Origin of the sequence: Streptomyces sp. NPDC047917 (assembly GCF_043204345.1) — a bacterium.
Classification (GTDB): domain Bacteria; phylum Actinomycetota; class Actinomycetes; order Streptomycetales; family Streptomycetaceae; genus Streptomyces; species Streptomyces sanglieri.
The window spans coordinates 132,568-151,126 of sequence record NZ_JBIDCA010000013.1 but is presented as its reverse complement, the minus strand read 5'-3'; the positions used below and the strand labels follow the sequence as shown (position 1 = coordinate 151,126).

The window sequence follows — 18,559 nt, the reverse complement described above, 5'->3', positions numbered from 1 at the left end:
CGCACCCGCGCCCTCCCGGGGTGTCCTCAGCCCAGGTCGCCGAGCCATCGGTGGACGGCGAGTGCGGTGGTGCGGGCGTGCTCCTCCAGCATGGTGAAGTGGTCCCCGGGCACGGTGATCCCGGCGTGCGGCAGGAGCCAGTCGGGGGCGGGTTCGGTGCCCGGCAGCCGGTCCTGGGCCCGTACGTACAGGGTGGGGCAGGCGAGTGGCGCGGGTTTCCAGCCCTTGAAGAGCTCGAAGTATCCGGCCATGGCGGTGAGCCGGCCCGAGTCGTCCGAGGTGAACTCCGCCGCCCGGCGCAGCATGTCCGACGTCATCGCGGAGAGCCTCTCGTCCCGGTCGTCGTGACCGGGCGGATAGGTGTCCACCAGGACGACGGCCACCGGGGCTGCGCCCTCGGCCTCCAGACGCTCGGCCACGGCATGGGCCACCCAGCCACCGGCCGACCGCCCCAGCAGCACCGGAGGGCCTTCGCCGGCGGCCGCGCGTACGGCCGCGGCCTGGGCGGTGACGAGGGCGTCCAGCGAGGCGGGCAGAGCCTCGCTGGGCTCGAACCCCGGGTGCCGCACCGCGGAGACCGGTCGCAGTCCGCGAAGCCCGGCACCGAAGCGTGCGTACTCCTGCGGTCCGGACAGTGCGCTGAGCGCGGGGGCGCAGACGAGCCGGGCCCCCGTGCCACCCGCCGCGAGCACGACGGGTTCGTGCGCGGCGCCGGGCGCCCCGGTCCTGTCGAAGACCGGGCGGAGACGGGCTGCGACGGTGAGGAGCACCATGCCGTCCCAGCCCCGTCCCCGGTCGCATGCGGTGCGGAAGAGCGCGCCCAGGGAGTCCGGGGCTCCCCCGGCATGCGGTGCTTCGGCGGCCCGCGCCGGGATGACCGGCGGTGCGCCTGCCCCGCCGGTGGTGTCGGGCCGTGCCGGGGCGTCGGGCGCGGCGCCCGCTGACGGTGCGTCGGCGGCATGGCGGCGGGTCAGCTCGGTGGCGAGCGCGCGCGGTGTCGGGAAGTCGAACAGCAGCGTGGACGGCAGTGCCAGCCCCGTCGACGCCGCGAGTTCGTTGCGCAGATCGACCGCGGCCAGGGAGTCCAGCCCCAGGTCGGCCAGCAGGGCGTCCTCGTCGATCTCGCTCGCCTCGTCCCCGTGGCCCAGGACGCGGGCCGCCAGGGTCCGGATCCTGGCGAGCAGCGCCACGCCCCGCTCCGCGGGAGCGGCCGGGGCCCGGCCGGGTCGGTTCCCGCTCCCGCCACCCGCTTCGGCGGCAGGCATCGGGAGCCGGTTCGCAGCCGGGTCACCGGCACGGAGAGCGGCCGGGGCGAGACGGGCCGCGACCACCACGGGCTCGTCACCGGCCACGGCGGCGTCGAGGAGGGCCAGACCCTCCTCGGGCCCGAGGGGGCCGAATCCGGAGCGGGCCATCCGCCGCCGGTCCGCGTCACCGAGGTGCGCCATCATGCCGTCGTCCTGCTGCCAGGGGCCCCAGGCGATCGACGTACCGGGCAGTCCGAGCCGGGCGCGGTGTCGTGCCAAGGCGTCCAGTACGCAGTTGGCAGCGGCGTAGTTGGCCTGGCCGGCGGAGCCGAAGGTACCCGCGATCGAGGAGAACAGCGCGAACACCGCCAGGTCGTGTTCCCTGGTCAGTTCGTGCAGGGCGAGAGCGGCGTCCGCCTTGGGGCGCAGCACCCGCCTCAGACGGTCGGGGGTGAGCGCCGCGACGACGCCGTCGTCCAGCACCCCCGCGCTGTGCACCACTCCGGTCAGCGGGTGGGCGGCCGGTACGGCGTCGAGCAGGGCGGCGAGCGCGGCCCGGTCCGCGACGTCGCAGGCGTGGACGGCCACCTCGGCGCCCGCCGCACGCAGTTCCGCGACGAATTCCCGGGCTCCCGGCGCGTGGGGCCCGCGCCGGCCGGCGAGCAGCAGATGCCGGACGCCGTGGGCGGTGACCAGGTGCCGTGCCACCAGCATGCCCAGGGAACCGGTGCCGCCGGTGACCAGGACTGTGCCCTCCGGGTCGAGGGACCGCCGCCTCCGCGGCTCCGGGTCCGTCCCGGCCAGTGGCGTCAGCTTCGGCACGTACGCCGCCCCCCGGCGTACGGCTGTCTCCGGCGCCGGGGCTGCCAGCAGGGCGGGCAGGGCGTTCCAGGAGTCCGGGTGGCCGTCGACGTCGATCAGGGCGAAGCGGCCGGGGTTCTCGCGCAGGGCCGAGCGGACCAGGCCCCACACCGGTGCGTGCGACGGTACGGACGGCTCTTCGCCGGATGGGCCGTCGCCCCCGTGTCCGTCGTCGGCCGGGGCGACTGCGCCGGACGTCACGAGAACGAGACGGGAGCGGGACAGGTGCGGCTGGGCGAGCCACTCCTGGACGAGCCCCAGCGCCCAGTCCGCCGCCCGCAGCAACTCGGCGGCCTGGTCCTGCGCGTCGCCGGTCGTGGCGGGCGGCGTCGGGCACGGGGCCACGACCACGGTGGACGACTCGTCGCACGCCGCCGGTCCGGCGTACACCGGGACACCGGACCCCAGGGGCGCGAGGACGTCCACCAGCCGGGTGCCGGCCGTGCCGAGAACTCCCCAGCGGGGCATCGCCGCGGGGACGGGCGGTGCGGTCGGCGGTGTCCAGTCCGTCCGGTGCAGGGCACCGGTGAGGGCGTCGGTCGCCGATCCGGTGCGCGGCAGGGGCCGGAGCGTCAGTGCACGGACCGTCGCCACCGGTGAGCCCGTCCCGTCGGTCAGCTCCACTCGGGTCTGCCCGTCGGTCCCGGGTGTCGTCCGCACCCGCAAGCCCTGTACGCGGGTGCGGTGCACGCGAACCCCGCTGAAGGCGAACGGCAGGGACAACCCGCCGGCCGCCGGACCGGCTGTCCCGGAGCCGTTCGTGACGAGGCTGTCCAGGGCCAGGGCGTGCAGCGCCGCGTCGAGCAGCGCGGGGTGCAGGACGAATCCCGGGCCGTCCGCCTCCTGCCCCGGGGCGCGGGCCGCTTCGGGCAGTACGACATCGGCGTACAGCTCCTCCCCGTGGCTCCAGGCGGCGCGCATGCCCCGGAAGGCGGGGCCGTAACGCAGCCCGTCGGCGGCCAGCCGCTCGTACGGTCCGGTGGCCGGATCGCCGGCACTCAGCGGTACGGCCGCCTCCGGCGGCCAGGGTGTGTGCCGCCGGGGGGCGCCGCCGGTACCGGTGGTGGCCGCTTCCCGGCCTGTGGGCGGCCGGGCCGGCGAGAGGGTACCGCCGGCGTGCCGTTGCCAGGGCCGGTCGCCCTGCGGTGTGTACGGCCGGGAGTGGAAGAGCACGGTCCGCCGACCCGCGCCGTCCGGTCCCGCCACCTTCACCTGCAACTCGACGGTGCCGTCCGGGGGCAGTGCCAGCGGCGCGGTCAGCACGAGCTCGTCCAGCTCGGCGGCGCCCGCCGACTCACCGGCGTGCAGGGCCATTTCGACGAAGGCGGTGGCCGGCAGCAGGATCTCCCCCGCCACCACGTGGTCGGCGAGCCACGGCTGGTCGTGCACCGAGAGCAGCCCGCTGAGCAGTACCCCGTCGTCGTCGGCCGTACGGGTGACCGACCGCAGGAACGGATGGGTGGCCCCGGCCGCGGGGGACACGACCGGCCGGCCCGGTTCGGGCTCCAGCCAGAACCGGCGGCGCTGGAAGGGGTAGGTGGGCAGTGCGACGCGCCGCCCGCCGCGCCCGGCGAACACTGTCCGCCAGTCGACCGGTGTGCCGTGGGCATGCAGCGCGGCCAGTGTGTCGAGCAGGGCGTCCGCTTCCGGCCGCTTCCGGCGCAAGGTCGGCAGGACCAGCGGTGCCGGGCCCCGCCCGCCGCCGCCCGTCCCGACCGTGTCCGGGCCGGCCGGGGCGAGGCAGTCCCGGACCAGGCCGGTGAGCACCCCGTCCGGCCCCAGTTCGACGTAGTGTGCCGCTCCTCGGTCACCCAGGTACGCCACCGAATCGGCGAAGCGGACCGGCCGGCGGACATGGTCCACCCAGAACTCCGGTGTGCGCAGTTCCTCGTCGGTGGCCGCCCGGCCCCGCACGGCGGTGATCAGGGGCAGCCGCGGCGCGGCGAAGGACAGGCTCCGGACCACGTTCGCGAAGTCGGCCAGCGCGGGTTCCATCCGAGCGGAGTGGAAGGCGTGACCGACCCGCAGACGCGTCGCCGAACGGCCCCGCTCCCTGAAATGCGCGGCGACCTCGTCCACCGCGGTCCCGTCGCCGGAGACGACCACCGAGGTTGGCCCGTTGACCGCGGCGATCTCCACCGCGCACCCCGTCCCGGCGAGGTGTGCGGCCACTTCGTCCTCGTCGGCGGCCACGGCGGCCATCGCGCCGCCCGGCGGCAGTGCGTCCATGAGCCGGCCCCGGGCGGCCACCAGTGTGCATGCGTCCCCGAGGGACAGCACCCCGGCGACATGTGCCGCCGTCACCTCGCCCACCGAGTGCCCGGCCACCAGGCCGGGGCGTACCCCCCAGGCCTCGAACTGCCGGAACAGGGCGGTCTCCAGGGCGAAGAGAGCCGGTTGCGCGAACCTGGTCGTGTGCAGCAGCGCGCCCGTCTGCGTACCGGGCTCGGCGAACACGACGTCCCGCAGGGGCACCGGCAGCAGTGTGTCGAGCAGGGCGCAGCACTCGTCCCACGCCTCGGCGAAGACCGGGTGCAGTTGCCGCGCCTCGTACAGTTCCCGGCCCATGCCGATGCGCTGGCTGCCCTGGCCGGTGAACAGCACGGCCGTCGGGCCGTGCCGACGGGAGCTGCCGGTGTGCACGCCGGGACGGTCGACGCCCTCGGCCACGGCCCGCAGGGCGCCGAGCAGTCCGGCACGGTCCCGGGCCACCAGCACGGCCCGGTGGTCGAAGGCCGCGCGTGTGGTGGCGAGCGAGTACCCGATGTCCGCCGGGGCTGCGTCGGGGGCTGCGGCCGTGTGGTCGTACAGCCGTCGTGCCTGGGCCCGCAGCCCCGGCAGGCTCCTGGCCGACACCGCGACGGCCACCGCGGCCGGTCCGGGACGTGCCGTGCCTTCCGGCTCCGCCACGGCGCGCGGAGGCTCTTCGAGCACCACGTGGGCGTTGGTGCCGCTGATGCCGAACGAGGACACCCCCGCCCGGCGCGGACGGCCCGTGGCGGGCCACTCCACCGCCCGGCTCAGCAGCTCGATCCGCCCTGTCGACCAGTCGACACGAGGGGTCGGTTCGTCGGCGTGCAACGTACGCGGCAGCACTCCGTGGTGCATCGCCTGCACCATCTTGATCAGGCCGGCCACGCCGGCTGCGGCCTGGGTGTGGCCGATGTTGGACTTCACCGAGCCCAGCCGGAGGGGGTGTTGCCGTTCGTGGCGCCCGTACGTCGCGAAGAAGGCCTCCGCCTCGATGACGTCTCCCAGCCGGGTGCCGGTGCCGTGCGCCTCCACCGCGTCGATGTCGCCGGGGTCCAGCCCCGCGTCCACGAGGGCCTGCCGGATCACCCGCTGCTGCGCCGGTCCGTGCGGTGCGGTCAGTCCGTTGCTCGCCCCGTCCTGGTTGATCGCCGAGCCACGCACCACGGCCAGCACCGGCAGCCCCGCGCGGCGTGCCTCGGACAGCCGGCCGAGCAGCAGCATGCCGGCGCCCTCGGCCCATCCCGTGCCGTCGGCGGAAGCGCCGAACGCCTTGCACCGGCCGTCCGGGGACAGTGCCCGCTGACGGCTGAACTCGACGAACGACGAGGGCCCCGACATCACCGTGGCACCGCCGGCCAGCGCGAAGGCGCACTCGCCCCGGCGCAGCGCCTGGGCCGCCAGGTGCAGGGCCACCAGGGACGAGGAGCACGCGGTGTCCACGGTGAGGGCCGGGCCTTCGAGACCGAAGGTGTAGGCGATGCGCCCCGAGGCGACGCTTCCGGCGTTGCCGAGGCCGAGATAGCCCTCGACGTGTTCGGGCGTCCTCGTCAGGTGGCGGGCGTAGTCGCTGTACATCAGCCCGACGTACACCCCGGTCGGCGAGCCGCGCAGGGTGCCGGGGACGAGACCGGCGTGTTCGAAGGCCTCCCACGCCACTTCGAGCAGCAGTCGGTGCTGCGGGTCCATGGCCAGGGCCTCGCGGGGCGAGATGCCGAAGAAGCCGGGGTCGAAGCGGTCCACACCGGAGAGGAAGCCGCCCTCGCGCACATACGTCCGTCCGGAGCGCCCCGGGTCCGGGTCGTACAGCTCCCGGGTGTCCCAGCCCCGGTCGGTGGGGAAGGGGCCGATGGCGTCCCTCCCGTCGGCCACCAGCTGCCACAGCTCTTCGGGAGAGGTCACGTCTCCGGGGTAGCGGCAGGCCATTCCCACGATCACCACGGGGTCGTCGTCCGAGCGGGCCGGACTCCGGTTCACGGGCCCGGCGTCGGCCGGCGCGGCGGCGTTCCGTTCACCGAGGTGGGCGGCGAGCGCGGAGACGGTGGGGAAGTCGAAGGCGACGGCCTCGGAGAGCGGCAGGCCGGTCACCGCCGACAGTCGTTCCCGCAGCACCGTCGCCGTCAGGGAGTCCATGCCCAGGTCCCGCAGTGCCGTGCGCGGTTCCACCTCCCGGGCCGGGCAGCCGAGCACGGCCGCCGCCTCGTTCCGCACCAGGGTCAGCAGGTCCCGCGACGGTTGCCCGGCGGCCCCTGCGCCCAGTGCCCGCGCCGGCAGGCCGGCGAGGTCACGCCGCACGATCTTCCCGGAGCCGGTACGGGGGATCTCCGCCACCTCGAAGAGTTCGGCGGGCACCTTGTGTCCGGAGAGTTCCGCACGGCAGGCGGCGAGGACACTCCCCCGGTCCAGCGCGTCGTCACCGGGCCCGGCGACCAGATAGGCGACCGGTACCTCACCGAAGGAGGGGTGCGGGCGTCCGGCCACGGCGGCGTCCGCCACCCCCGGCAGTCGTCGCAGCACGGCTTCCACTTCCGAAGGGTGGACGTTCACCCCGCCCCGGATGATGAGGTCGCTCGCCCTGCCTGTGATCGTCAGTTCGCCGGAGGCGTCGATCCTGGCCAGGTCCCCCGTGCGGAACCAGCCGTCGCGCAGTACTTCCGCGGTGGCCTCTGGCCTGCCGTGGTATCCGGCCATGATCCCGGGTCCGGTGACCCACAGCTCGCCCTCTCCGGTGTCCTGGCCGTCGGTGCCGCCGCCGACCCGGACCCGGGTGCCGGACAGCACCCGGCCGCACGATGTCGCCTCACCCGGCGCCGGCATGGTGACCGGGCCTGCCTCCGTGCTGCCGTAGTGCTCCAGGTAGGGGGCGCCGCAGATCGCCTCGAAGGACTCGCGGAACCCGGGCCCCGCCGCGGCGCCCGCACTGACGCAGCCCCGCAGCGCGGGCGCGCCGAGACCGCCGCCGCCCTCGGCGCCCGCTTCGCCGCGCACCGTGTCGAGCAGCGCGGAGTACGTGGTCGGGACGCCGCCGAGCAGGGTGAACGCGGCGTCCTTGTCCCGTAGTTCGCCGAGCACTCCCGCCACCGAGAACCGGGGCAGCAGCACCGCGCTCGCCCCGACCGCCGTCACCCCGAGGAAGCACACGATCTGGCTCATCGCGTGGTGGAGGGGCAACGGCCACAGCACGTGGTCCTGTTCGGACAGGCCCAGGGCACCGACAAGGCCCGCCGAGACCGGGGCCAGGCGGTTGCGCTGGGTGGACAGAACGCCCTTGGCCGCGCCGGAGGAGCCCGAGGTGTAGAGCAGCCAGGCCACTTCGTCCAGTGCGAGATCGTCCCGGGCCGGCGTCATCGGCTCCGTGCCCGCCAGCTCCTCGTACCGCAGAACGCCACCCGCGACCGGGGCGGGCCCGCCCCCGGTGCCGCCGTCCTCGTCCGCCGGTCCCTGGGAACCCGTGCGCGTGGACGGGTTTCCTGTCTCTCCCTCGTGGCCGCCCCCGACCGCCACCACGGTCAGTCCGGGCCGGCCCGGCAACGCGGGCCGCCGTGCCAGGCCGGCGTCATCGGTGATGAGCACCCGGGCCCCGCTGTCGTCCAGCAGGCGGGTCAGTTCCTCGTCCGGGTTCCCGGGGTCCAGGGGTACGCCCACGCCACTCGCCCGGGTGACGGCGAGCAGGCTCTCGACCGCCTCGACCCGGTTGCCGAGCAGTACGGCCACCCGCTCACCGCGCACCAGACCGAGTCCGGCCAGGTGGCCGGCCAGCCGTGCGGTCCTGAGTTCCAGCTCCCGGTAGGTCACCCGCGTGACCACGTCCTGGAAACAGACCTTGTCCCCGAGGCGCCGGGCATGGTCCCGGAGCAGTTCCGGCAGTGTTCTGACGATGTCGGCGTGCGTACCCACCGCATGACCTCCCTGAGACGACCCGCCGTTGAGGACGACGGCACGGTGCACCGGGTTGCCTCCCGGCGGCGGGTGGACGGTGCGGGCGGCGGCGTCCGGACAAACACCCGCTCGGCGCACGTCAGTTCATGGCGCCGTGTCACCCGTCCATGATCCACCACGCGAGATCATTTCCAGGACACCGTCCCGGAAGGCGCTGGCACGTGGCCCGTCCCTCGGCTCACACCGACTCGCGGCCGGTGGCGGAGGCGAAGCCCAGCCAGGTGTGGCGGTTGCCCCACCAGCACCAGCCGACCTTCGGGGCGTTGCGCCGCTCGCTGCCGTCCCTCCCGGTGCCGTTGCTGATCCAGATCGCCGGGGTGCGGGCGTCGAAGCCTCCGTTCGCCTTGCGCAGCCGGGAACCGATGGTCATGAAGCAGCGGTTGCGCTCCAGGGCCCCCGGTTGCTGGAGCACCCAGTGGATGCCCTCGGTGAGCAGCAGCGGAGAGCGGTCCTCCCCGGTGAGGGCGGGCAGCGCCTCCTCCGGGCTCCAGTCGGCCTTGTCGTCGCCGCGGTCGATGCCGGTCACGAGGTAGAGGGAGGCCTCGGGCAACTCGATGTCCACCGGGGCGAACCGGTCGACGTCGGGCATGTCGACGACGACGAATCCGGGCTTGCCGTCACGTCGGAGCAGCGGCGCGAGGGCGGAGGCGGGGGCGCGGTCCGGGTGGACGACGAGCAGTGCGTCCGTACGGTCGTCGCCGGCGCCTTCGGCGAAGGCGCGCACCTCGTCGGCGGGTATGCCGGCGAGTTCGGTCACCCCGAGTTCGCTCAGTCGCTCCGCCTGAGCGGCGAGCGACGGGAGAGGGCCGACCGTGGTGCTGGTGGAAGCGGTACCGGGCACAGTACTCCTCGGGTCGTGGTGCAGAGCGAGTGGATCAACGATGCGGCCGGCCGGGTTGTTCCCGCCGGGCACGGCCGGTCAGGGGTCCGCCGGCCGGCCGCCGGCTCCTCGGCGCGCAGGACCGTCGAACGGGTCGTCGGACACTGGCGCACGGCGGTCCGTTCGACCGGAACACCGGCTGTTCCGGCCCGATCCAAACGAAAGAACCTAAGGACTGAGCACCGACGCGATCTCGGTACGTGAGTCGATCGCGAGCTTGGTGAGGATGCGCTCGACGTGTGTGTCCGCGGTCCGCTTGGAGATCACGAGCCGCTCGGCGACCTCCCGGTTGGACAGCCCCTGTGCGACGAGCGTGGCGACTTCCCGCTCCCGCGGGGTGAGCACCTCGGTCACCGGGGACCCCGACCGGCTGCGGGGCAGTCGCTGCCCGGCCAGTGGGCTGTCGGTGTCCGCGCGGACCGCGTCCAGGATCTCGGTCCCCGACAGCCGGGCCCCCACGCCGTACCAGCGTTCGTACTCCGTGTTTCCCAGCGTTTCCCGCACGGCGTTCCGGGTCGCCTCCTGCTGTTCCAGCACGGACGTCAGCATGGCCACGGGGTCACCGCCGTGCCGCCGCGCGCCTTCCGCGTATCCCAGCAGCCATGCCGCCCTCACGTGGCGTTCCTGCTGTGCGGCGTGCCAGGCCAGGCCCAGACAGCAGAGCGCGGCGACCAGCACGTCTCCGATCTCGCTCATGGCGTCGAGGGCCTGCCGCAGCGCGTCGGCGCCTTCCTCGTGGCGTCCGGCGAGCCAGAGGATGAGGCCCTCGGCCATGAGGGTGGATCCGTAGAACTGGCGATCGCCCGTGCCGTGCAGATGGGCCAGCCCCACCTCGCACAGTTCGAGGGCCCCGTCGGTGTCCCCGAGCACCGCCCGCAGCAGCGCGCCTTCGTAGTGGACCATGCTGATGCCGAGCGAGTCGCCCACGGCGACGATCCGCCGGCGCCCCTGTTCCAGTTCGGCCAGTCCCTCCTCGATCTCGCCGCAGAGCGCTCTCATCGCCCCGATGTACGGCTCGGTGAACATCGCCACGCGCTGTTCGTCGCAGTTCAGCGCCGCCTCCCGTGCCTCCCGGAAGAGGGTCGGCGCCTCCGCTAGGTCGGCGGTCCAGGTGGCGAACACGCCGGACATGAACAGGCCCCAGGCCCGCTCCGCGCAGTCCTCGGGCACCAGACGGAGCCCCTTGTCGATCCAGTACCGCCCCTCCGACAGGGTGCCGGTCGCCCGCCAGTGCGGGGCGAGCCGCACGGCGAGGCTCAGCCCTTCCGCCGCGCGGCCCGGGGCGGTGAAGGCGTACTTCATCGCGGCCCGGATGTCGGCGATCTGGCCGCGTACCGCTCGATGAAGCTCCGTCTGGGCCGGAGTGATGAGCTCGGCCCACAGCCGGCCGGCCGTGTCGCGATGGTGTTGGAAGTGCCGGCCGCGCACGGCGGGCGCGTTGCTCTCCTCGTCGAGGCGCTCGGCACCGTATTCGCGGATCGTGTCCAGGAGTCGGTAGCGCGCCCCGTCCTCGCCCACGCGTTGCACGACCGATTTGTCCACCAGGCCGAACAGCGCCTCCAGGACCGCGTCGGACGGGAGCCCGTCGCCCCCGCCCACCCGTTCCGCGGCCGACAGTTCGAACGGGCCGGCGAAGACGGACAGGCGTGCCCACAGCAGGCGCTCCGCCGGGGTGCAGAGCTCGTGGGACCAGCCGATGGTCGTACGCAGCGTCTGGTGCCGGGCGCAGGCCGCGCGCTGCCCGCCGGTGAACACCTCGAACCGGCGGTCCAGCCGGGACACCAGCTCGGCAAGCGGTGCGACCCGCAGGCGTACGGCGGCCAGTTCGAGAGCGAGCGGGATTCTGTCGAGCCGTTCGACGAGTGCCAGCGTCTGTGTCCGGTTGGCCTCGGTGACGGTCCAGCCGGGCAGCACCCGGGCGGCCCGCTGTGTGAACAGCTCCACGGCGTCGTCCACTCCGAGCGGTGTGATCGGCATCGTCCGCTCGTCGGACACGTCGAGGGGCTGCCGACTGGTGGCCAGTACGCACACCTCGGCGGCCTCGCGCAGCAGGACGTCGCAGAGTACGGCGCAGGCGTCGACCATGTGCTCGCAGGTGTCGAGCACGATGAGCAGCTGCTGCCCCTTGAGATGGTCGACGACCGCGTCCAGTGGCTCCATCCCGGCCCGGTCCGGGACTCCCAGCACGGTGGCCAGCGTCGCGGGGACGAGTTCCGGGTCGGAGAGGGCCGACAGTTCGGCCAGCCACACCCCGTCCGGGAACCGTTCCCGCAGCCCCTCCGCCGCGCGCAGGGCGGTGCGGCTCTTGCCGACACCTCCGGGGCCCACCAGCGTGACCAGCCGTACTTCGCCGAAGGCAGCCTGAATCAGCGAGATCTCCTCGGCACGTCCGACGAAGCTGGTCCGCTCGGCGGGGGGTTGTCCGCCGCGCCGCTGCCCGAAGCCGAATCCCATGGGGCCCCCGTGGTGATCAGGTTCTCGCGCCATTGCGAGAAGTCAACACAGTGTAGATGTACGACTCCGGAGCGTGGTCGGCGTTCGAATGCGCAGGCAGGTACGGGCATGTACGGGCGGGGGCGGCGCGGGGGCGGAGAACCCGGCGCCTCCCCGGGGTCCACGGACCCGCCCGTGGACGGGATCGCTCTCCGCACGGCCGGCACGGAACCGGACGGCCGGCGCCGGGGCCGGGGCCGGGGCCGGAGCCGGAGCCGGGGCCGGAGCCGGGGCCGGAGCTCCGGTCACAGGGCGAAGCTCTCGGTGTGGATTCGCTTCTGCGGAACCCCGGCCTGGACGAGTGCCGCCACCGCAGCGACGGTCATGCCGTGCGGCCCGCACAGATAGACGTCGCGCCTGGCCAGGTCGGGGACCAGACTCCGCAGCGTCTGCGGGGCGAGCGGATTGAACGAGGCGTCGGACGGGCCGAGCAGATAGTGCAGTCCCGCCTGACGGAACGCGGCTATGGCCTCCAGTTCCTCCCGCAGCACCAACTGCTCCTCGCTGCCTGCCCGGTAGAGCAGGGTGATGTCGCCGGGTCCGCCCGGCAGCGCCTCGAAGAGCGCCCGCATCGGTGTGATTCCCACGCCGCCCGCGAGCAGCAGCACCTTGCGCCGCTTGCGTCGTTGGGCCGTCATCGCACCGAAGGGACCGGTGGCCAGCACTCGTGTACCGGGCTTGAGCCTTCGGATCCGCCGGGTGTGGTTCCCGACCGCCTTGACGGTGATCCTGAGTCTGTTGTCCCGCACGGGGGCGGAGAGCGAGAACGGCAGCGCGGAGTGCCAGACCCGGCGCCGCAGGAACCGCCAGCGGAAGAACTGCCCCGCCTCCGCCTGGAGTTCGCCGAGACCGTCCCCCTCCATCACGACCGAGAACACATCGGGTCCCTCGGCCCTGACCTCCACGACCCGCAGGTTGTGCTTCAGCGCCTGGCGTACGGGGACGACGATCCGGTACCGGACCAGCAGTGCGACGACCGCGGCGTGCAGCAGCGCCCACAGCCAGAAGGCACAGGTGTTGCCGGCGAGGTCCGGGCCGGTCATCTGGTGCGCCACCCCGAGCGCGGCTCCGAGGTAGGTGAGCAGGTGCACCGCCCGCCAGGTCTCGTGCGGGATCCGGCCGCGTACCGACCGCGCCGATACGGCTCCGGCGGCACACAGCAGCACCAGTCCCAGTGTGGCGAGCGCCAGCTGCGTACGGCTGAGCATCTGCAACGCGGACGTCAGCAGGTCGTCCCCGTGGCGTGCGGCGGATCCGCACAGGGCGAGCAGTGCGTGCCCCAGACACAACAGCAGTACCCAGCGCCCGCTCCACGAATGCCACCGCGCGAGCCGGTCGGCCCCGACGCCGTGTTCGAGGGCGGGCACCCGTGCCATCAGGAAGAACATGCCCAGAGCTCCGTAGCCGGCGAGCAGGCCGGTGAGATGGGCGAACGTCGCGAACAGCTCGTCGAGCCGGAGTGTCGGCCGCATGCCCACGGCCCACAGGGCCAGGACCCAGAGGACTCCCGCGACCAGCCCTCCCCGCAGGGACTTCGGAGAGATCCGAAGGGGCACCGGGAGTCGGGGCCCGGCGGGGAAGGCCTGCTTCGCGACTCGTGCCAGATGCTCGCGGCGCGACCGCGCAGGCTGCTCGCGGTGCCTGGTCCGCGCGGGCTCCGCGGGTGCCGACCGGCTCGCGGCGTGCCGGGGGCCGGGAACCGGACCGGGGGACGCCGGTCCGGTGCGCGAGGCACGCCGCCGGCCCACCGGAGCGCCCTTCGGCCGAAATGCGGAGGGGTTCATATTCACTTCAGGATGGTCCCGGGTTTCCACAGAGCTGAACCTAGCTGCTGGAATCTCACGAAAAGGCCGGCATCGGCTTCCTTGAAGATCCTTAAGGTTTTCTTGAGTCTGACTTTCGGACCGGATAAGAACCGCTCCACGCCGACCGGTTCGCACGGTTCACGCACCGCGAATTCACGGCCCTTTCCGCATCTGCCGGAAATTCATGACACCGGGCGTCGATTCCGGACGCGCGACCGCCGGCCGTGGTCATTCATTCGGTGTGACGGTGGAGATCTCGTGCCGGCCGGAGTCCGGGCGGAAATGCGGGGCCCTGCCGAACTACGTGACCGATGCGTCCAGCGCGTCCGGTGCGTGGTACAGAGTCACCCCGCCCGGCAGGGACTGTGCCGGGGCAGGGGGAGGCGGTTCGGGCCACTCCGAGGGGGCCGGCATCAGCTCGGGGACACCTTCCGCCCGGGCCGGTGCCGTCCCGAACCGGGTCCAGGGCACTACCTCGGCCGTGGCGGGCCACTCCTGCGCGGCCACCAGCACATGCCGCCCGTCCTCGGTGGACAGCGGTACGGGAAACCCGCCCTCGTCCGCCTCGAAGGCCGGCACGCCCGCGTACATGGAAGCCGCGCCCCCTCCTTGCACCCCGTGCAGATGCACGGCGTCTCCGGGCGCGGCGTGCTTCTTCGCGCCCTCGGACGCGGTCACCACGACGCCTTCGGCCGGGCGCCCCCGGCGGCGGCCGGTCGGTCCGGATCCGCGGTGCGCGGGAGCCGTCGAAACGCGCGGGACCATGTCCATGGCAGCGCGCCGGGCATGTCGACGGCCGCTGCCGCCGGTGTCCGGGACCTCTCCGGAAGACCCGGGAGCGGGCAGGGCGTGCCGGGCGTCCGGGGAAGGCCGCGCGGTGGCGGCTCTCCTGCCCGCCGCGACGGGCACTTCGAGGACGTACGCGGTCCCGCCCGTCTCCCGCACCTCGCGTGCCCGCACCACACCACCGTGCGCGGCGACGATCCCCCGCACGATGGGCTGACGCACGGGGTCGCCGCCGGTGTGCGGCCCCCGGACCTCGATCCGTACGGTGTCTCCCCGCTGCGCTGCCACGACGACGATCGTCGGGTCGACACTCGCGGCACCCATGTCGTCGTCGATGCCCGCCACGTCCGCGACGAGGTGGGTGAGCGCGGTCGCGAGCCGTTCCGGGTCGATCTCCGCCTCGATCGGCGGTGTGTCCACGGAGAACCGGAGCCGGCCCGGGCCGATCAGTTCGACGGCTCCGTCGATGCCGTCGTCCACCACTTGGTCGAGCAGGACGACCTTCTTGCGCAGCCCGTCCGCGCCCGCGTCGAGCCGCTGGTACCCCAGCACGTCGTCCACGAGGGCGGTCATCCGGGCGTATCCGGCCGACAGGTGCTGCAGGAGCCGGTTGGCCTCCGGCCACAGGTGAAAGGCGTCGTCGGCCGCCAGGGTGCCGAGTCCGGTACGCAGTCGCTCAAGAGACCCGTGCAGGGCTCCGTCCAGGACTGCCTTCAGCTGCGCGTGCCGGGCGTCCAGGGCGGCGTAACGCTCCTCCTGCTGGCCCAGTTCGGTGTTGTGCCGCTCGATGAGGTCGGCGAGCTGCTCCTCGTGCTTCTGCGCGAGCTGCTCGTAGCGGCGCTGATCGGTGAACGTCATGACCGCGCCGACGAGTTGACCCCCGTCACGTACCGGTGCGGTGGTGATGTCGACGGGAATCGGCTCGCCGTCCTGCGCCCACAGGACCTGCTCGCGGACCCGGTGCTTGCGGCCGGATCCGAGGGTGTCGGAGAGCGGTGATTCCTCGTACGGGAAGGGCTCGCCGTTCGCCCGGGAGTGCAGGATCAGCGGGTGGAGCTGCTGCCCGCCCAGCTGGCTGGCCCGGTAGCCGAGGATCTGTGCCGCGGCCGGGTTGACCAGTACGACGCGGCCCTCGGTGTCGGTGCCGACGACCCCTTCCGACGCTGCCCGCAGGATCATTTCCAACTGCCTTTGCGAGCGCACCAGTTCGGCCTCGGTATCGAGGGTGCCGGCGAGGTCCCGTACCACCAGCAGGAGGAGCCGGTCGTCGCTGTGGCCGTGGTAGGGGTCGGACGTCTCGTGCCGGTCGTCCAGGTGGACGCCGGTGACCTCGGCGGCGAACTCGTTGCCGTCGGCACGCCGGGCGACCATGCGTGCGGGCGCGGTGCGGCCCTGCCCGCCGGCGTCCCCGGGCAGCGGCATCGAGCCCGGGAGAAGGCGTGGGTCGAAGTCCGGCAGCAGGTCGAACAGCCCACGGCCGACCAGCACCGTGCCGGGCATTTCGAACATGTCGAGGGCCATGGTGTTGGCATTGACGATCGTGCCGTTGCTGTTCACGAGCACGAGGCCGTCGGGGAGGGCGTCAAATATGGCCGCGAGGCGGTCGGCACCTCGGGATGGTCTGTTGTTCACGACGACGCTTCCTTCCTGAACCACCGCATCTTGCCCGCAGGTCCTCCGGGGCCGGCAGCTTCCTGCCGTCCGGAACACGGGCGGGTGAGGGGTGTGGGGTACGGTCCGCCCGCGCAGGCGCGCCGTCGCGATGTGGGCCGCGACAACAGCGCCCTGCACGAGCACGCGGCATCGGGCCGATTCGACTCGCCGCATTGCCACTTGGCGTGCCGCGGCGAGGGGCCGCCGCGGCACGGGGCGAGGGGAGGTCAGCGGCCGCCTGCCGCCGAGCGACGACGGCCGAGGGCGAATACTGCGGTCGCGCCGATCGACAGCACGGCGGCCCCGGCGATGGCGATGTAGGGCGTGCTGCTGCTGCCTCCGGTCTCGGCGAGTTCGGTGTTCGGGGACTGTCCGGTGGCGCCGTCGGTGCCGTTGGCCCCGGGTCCGGCGGCCGCGTCGGCTGCCGCCTTCGGCGCGGGCGAGGCACCCGAGCCGGTCTGCGTGCCGTGGCCCTGGTGCTGGACCGAGGACTTCGCCGCACCGTCCGCGATCTTCTGCTCGGTCGGCGCGGACGCCGTCGGCACGGGGGCGTCGGAGCCGCCGGCCTTGTTCCCCCCGCTGTCCTTGCCGAAGACGACGTCCGAGCAGGTGTAGAACGCCTCGGGGGAGTCCGAACGCTGCCAGATCGAGTAGATGAGGTGGCGGCCGGACCGGGCGGGGACATCGCCCTGGAACACGTAGTCGCCGTTCTCCATCTTCGGGTCGGCGACCTCAACGAACGGCTTCGCCTCCAGGTCCGACCACTTCAGCGGCTTTGCCGGGTCGTAGGACGCCTTCGTGATGTACAGCTCGAACGAGCCCTTGTGCGGGGCGGTGCCCTTGTAACGGAAGGTGTGACTGCCCCCGGACATCTTCGTCGACGGCCAGTCCGCCCGCGGCAGGTCCAGCCCCCGGTACTTGTCGTTCGCCGCACTGCACAGCTTCCCGTCGGGAATGATCTGCTTCGACTTCCCGACCGCATTCGCTATGTTGACCGCGTTCCAGTCGTAGAAAGCCTGCTTTCCACTGGCCTCCACAGCCGCCTTGCACGCCGCCGACTGCGGCGACTCCACACCCTCCGCATAACAGGCGGCGACACGGCTCACCGGATCCGTCATCGACCCATGGGCCGACGCCGGAACACTCAGCGAAAAAGTCAGCGCAAGCGATGCGCCACCCGCAGCAGCACACACGGCAGCCTTGCGGCGAACGGTCATGGAAGAACTCCTCACCAACGATGATCTCCGGGGGACAGACCTGCGGGACAGCCATTCGGCACGGCATCTCCACGGCCCGGCGATCAGCAACCTAACCCCGGAAACCCCGGCAATCGGCCCCCCGGAACCGCCACGGGCAATTCTTATGGATGCCTTAAGGCATTCCTCAGGCTCCGATCACTCAAGCGAGTTCCCGTTCCGTCGGACAGCCTCGGAGGCCGGTGCCCCGGGGTGACGGTGACTCAGTCCGCCCCCGCACTCCGCGAGGCGCCCGTGGTCCATGGCGAGCCGGGCTCCGGTGGACCGGGTCCGCATCCGTCGCCGCAGGCCGGGACGGGCTGAACAGGCGTTGCTGCGGCGGGAGGACGGCGTCCGCGGTCTCGTACGGGCGGGGCCCGCCGTCACGGGCCGGACACGGTGAAGAGCGCGCCGTACGGATCGCGGATGATGAAGGCGTTCTGCGACGGGTCGTCGAGTGCGGGAACCAACGACGACTCGCCACCGGCGTCGAAGGCCGCGGCCGCGGCGCGTGCGCCGTCCTCGACCCGGAAGTCGACGATCCACCGGGGCCGGATTCTGGGGTCCGCGGCGGTTTCGACGCCCCCGCCGCGCAGGGTGGCAACAGTGCGTCCTTCAAGCCCGACGCGGACGTGGTCCTCCGCGTAGTCGACCGTGCAGCCACCTGGAGGCTGGGCCCAGTCGAAGATCCCCGCATAGAAGATGGCCGCCTCGAAGGCGTGGCGTGTCTGCAGGTCCAGCCGCGCGGGTGCGCTGCCCCGCCCCACCGACCAGGCAAGGGCCATGCCCTCCCAGATGCCGAATACGGCGCCGTCCCGGTCGGCGGCGATCGCCGCGCGGCCCTCGGCCAGCTTCACCGGACCGACGGCGAGTGTGGCACCCCGCTCCCTGATCCGGTCCGCGGTCTCGTCGGCGTCGTCCACGGCGAAGTACGGGGTCCAGACAGCGGGCGTGCCGGCGGCCGGAGAGCAGCAGCCGATCCCGGCCACGGGCCGGTCGTGTGCCACGGCCACGGAGAAGTTGCCGCCGAGGGTGCTCGCGACGAACTGCCAGCCCATGACATCGGCGTAGAAGCCCTGCGCCGAGTCCAGATCGTGAACGATCAGGCTCACCCAGCAGGGAGCGCCGTTCGCGTGCCTGATCCTTCCGAGGGCCGGCATTCGATGCTCCTTCGGGTCGTCCGCCGCTGCCGATGCCCCACGGATCGCCCCTCGCTCCACGTGGACGACTCCGCCACGTGGTCCGCCGTGAGTTCCGCGATCGCTCGCCTCCCGTACCAGGGGCTCGGCCCCGTCTCCGTGACCGACCGTCGTACGGGGTTCGCCCGTCGGTGACCGACGTCCTGGCGATCGGCAGGCCGAGTTCGTGATCCAACCGTGTACCTCGGACCGCTCCACCGCACCTCAGCAC

7 protein-coding genes are annotated in these 18,559 nt (G+C 73.1%); all 7 read right to left on the bottom strand.

Annotation, left to right across the window (positions count from 1 at the left end):
* Window positions 1–26: 26 nt before the first annotated feature.
* Window positions 27–8,255, bottom strand: a complete 8,229-nt coding sequence (locus ACGF8B_RS30235) for a type I polyketide synthase (RefSeq protein WP_392744943.1) — start codon at window positions 8,253–8,255, stop codon at window positions 27–29.
* 220 nt (window positions 8,256–8,475) lie between these two features.
* Window positions 8,476–9,138 carry a DUF5701 family protein gene (locus tag ACGF8B_RS30230; RefSeq protein ID WP_392744940.1) on the bottom strand — a complete coding sequence of 221 codons (663 nt, stop codon included), beginning with the start codon at window positions 9,136–9,138 and terminating at the stop codon, window positions 8,476–8,478.
* Between the two features lie 207 nt (window positions 9,139–9,345).
* Window positions 9,346–11,631: an ATP-binding protein gene (locus tag ACGF8B_RS30225; protein WP_392745296.1), complete on the bottom strand. Its 2,286-nt coding sequence runs from the start codon at window positions 11,629–11,631 to the stop codon at window positions 9,346–9,348.
* 284 nt (window positions 11,632–11,915) lie between these two features.
* Window positions 11,916–13,142, bottom strand: coding sequence for a ferric reductase-like transmembrane domain-containing protein (locus ACGF8B_RS30220; RefSeq protein WP_392744938.1), 1,227 nt, complete (start codon window positions 13,140–13,142; stop codon window positions 11,916–11,918).
* Between the two features lie 633 nt (window positions 13,143–13,775).
* Window positions 13,776–15,893 (bottom strand): PAS domain-containing protein, encoded by a 2,118-nt coding sequence (locus ACGF8B_RS30215; RefSeq protein WP_392744937.1) that lies wholly within the window; start codon window positions 15,891–15,893, stop codon window positions 13,776–13,778.
* A 248-nt stretch (window positions 15,894–16,141) separates the two neighbouring features.
* Window positions 16,142–17,131, bottom strand: a complete 990-nt coding sequence (locus tag ACGF8B_RS30210) for a lytic polysaccharide monooxygenase (protein WP_392744934.1) — start codon at window positions 17,129–17,131, stop codon at window positions 16,142–16,144.
* A 401-nt stretch (window positions 17,132–17,532) separates the two neighbouring features.
* Entirely contained in the window at window positions 17,533–18,309 is a 777-nt protein-coding gene (locus ACGF8B_RS30205; protein WP_392744931.1) for a VOC family protein, read from the bottom strand.
* Window positions 18,310–18,559: the final 250 nt, after the last annotated feature.

Excerpts from the sequence above, each read along its gene's own strand:
- ACGF8B_RS30225 (WP_392745296.1), bottom strand. The coding sequence starts at position 11,631 with ATGGGATTCGGCTTCGGGCAGCGGCGCGGCGGACAACCCCCCGCCGAG.
- ACGF8B_RS30210 (WP_392744934.1), bottom strand. The coding sequence starts at position 17,131 with ATGACCGTTCGCCGCAAGGCTGCCGTGTGTGCTGCTGCGGGTGGCGCA.
- ACGF8B_RS30205 (WP_392744931.1), bottom strand. The coding sequence starts at position 18,309 with ATGCCGGCCCTCGGAAGGATCAGGCACGCGAACGGCGCTCCCTGCTGG.
- ACGF8B_RS30220 (WP_392744938.1), bottom strand. The coding sequence starts at position 13,142 with ATGCGGCCGACACTCCGGCTCGACGAGCTGTTCGCGACGTTCGCCCAT.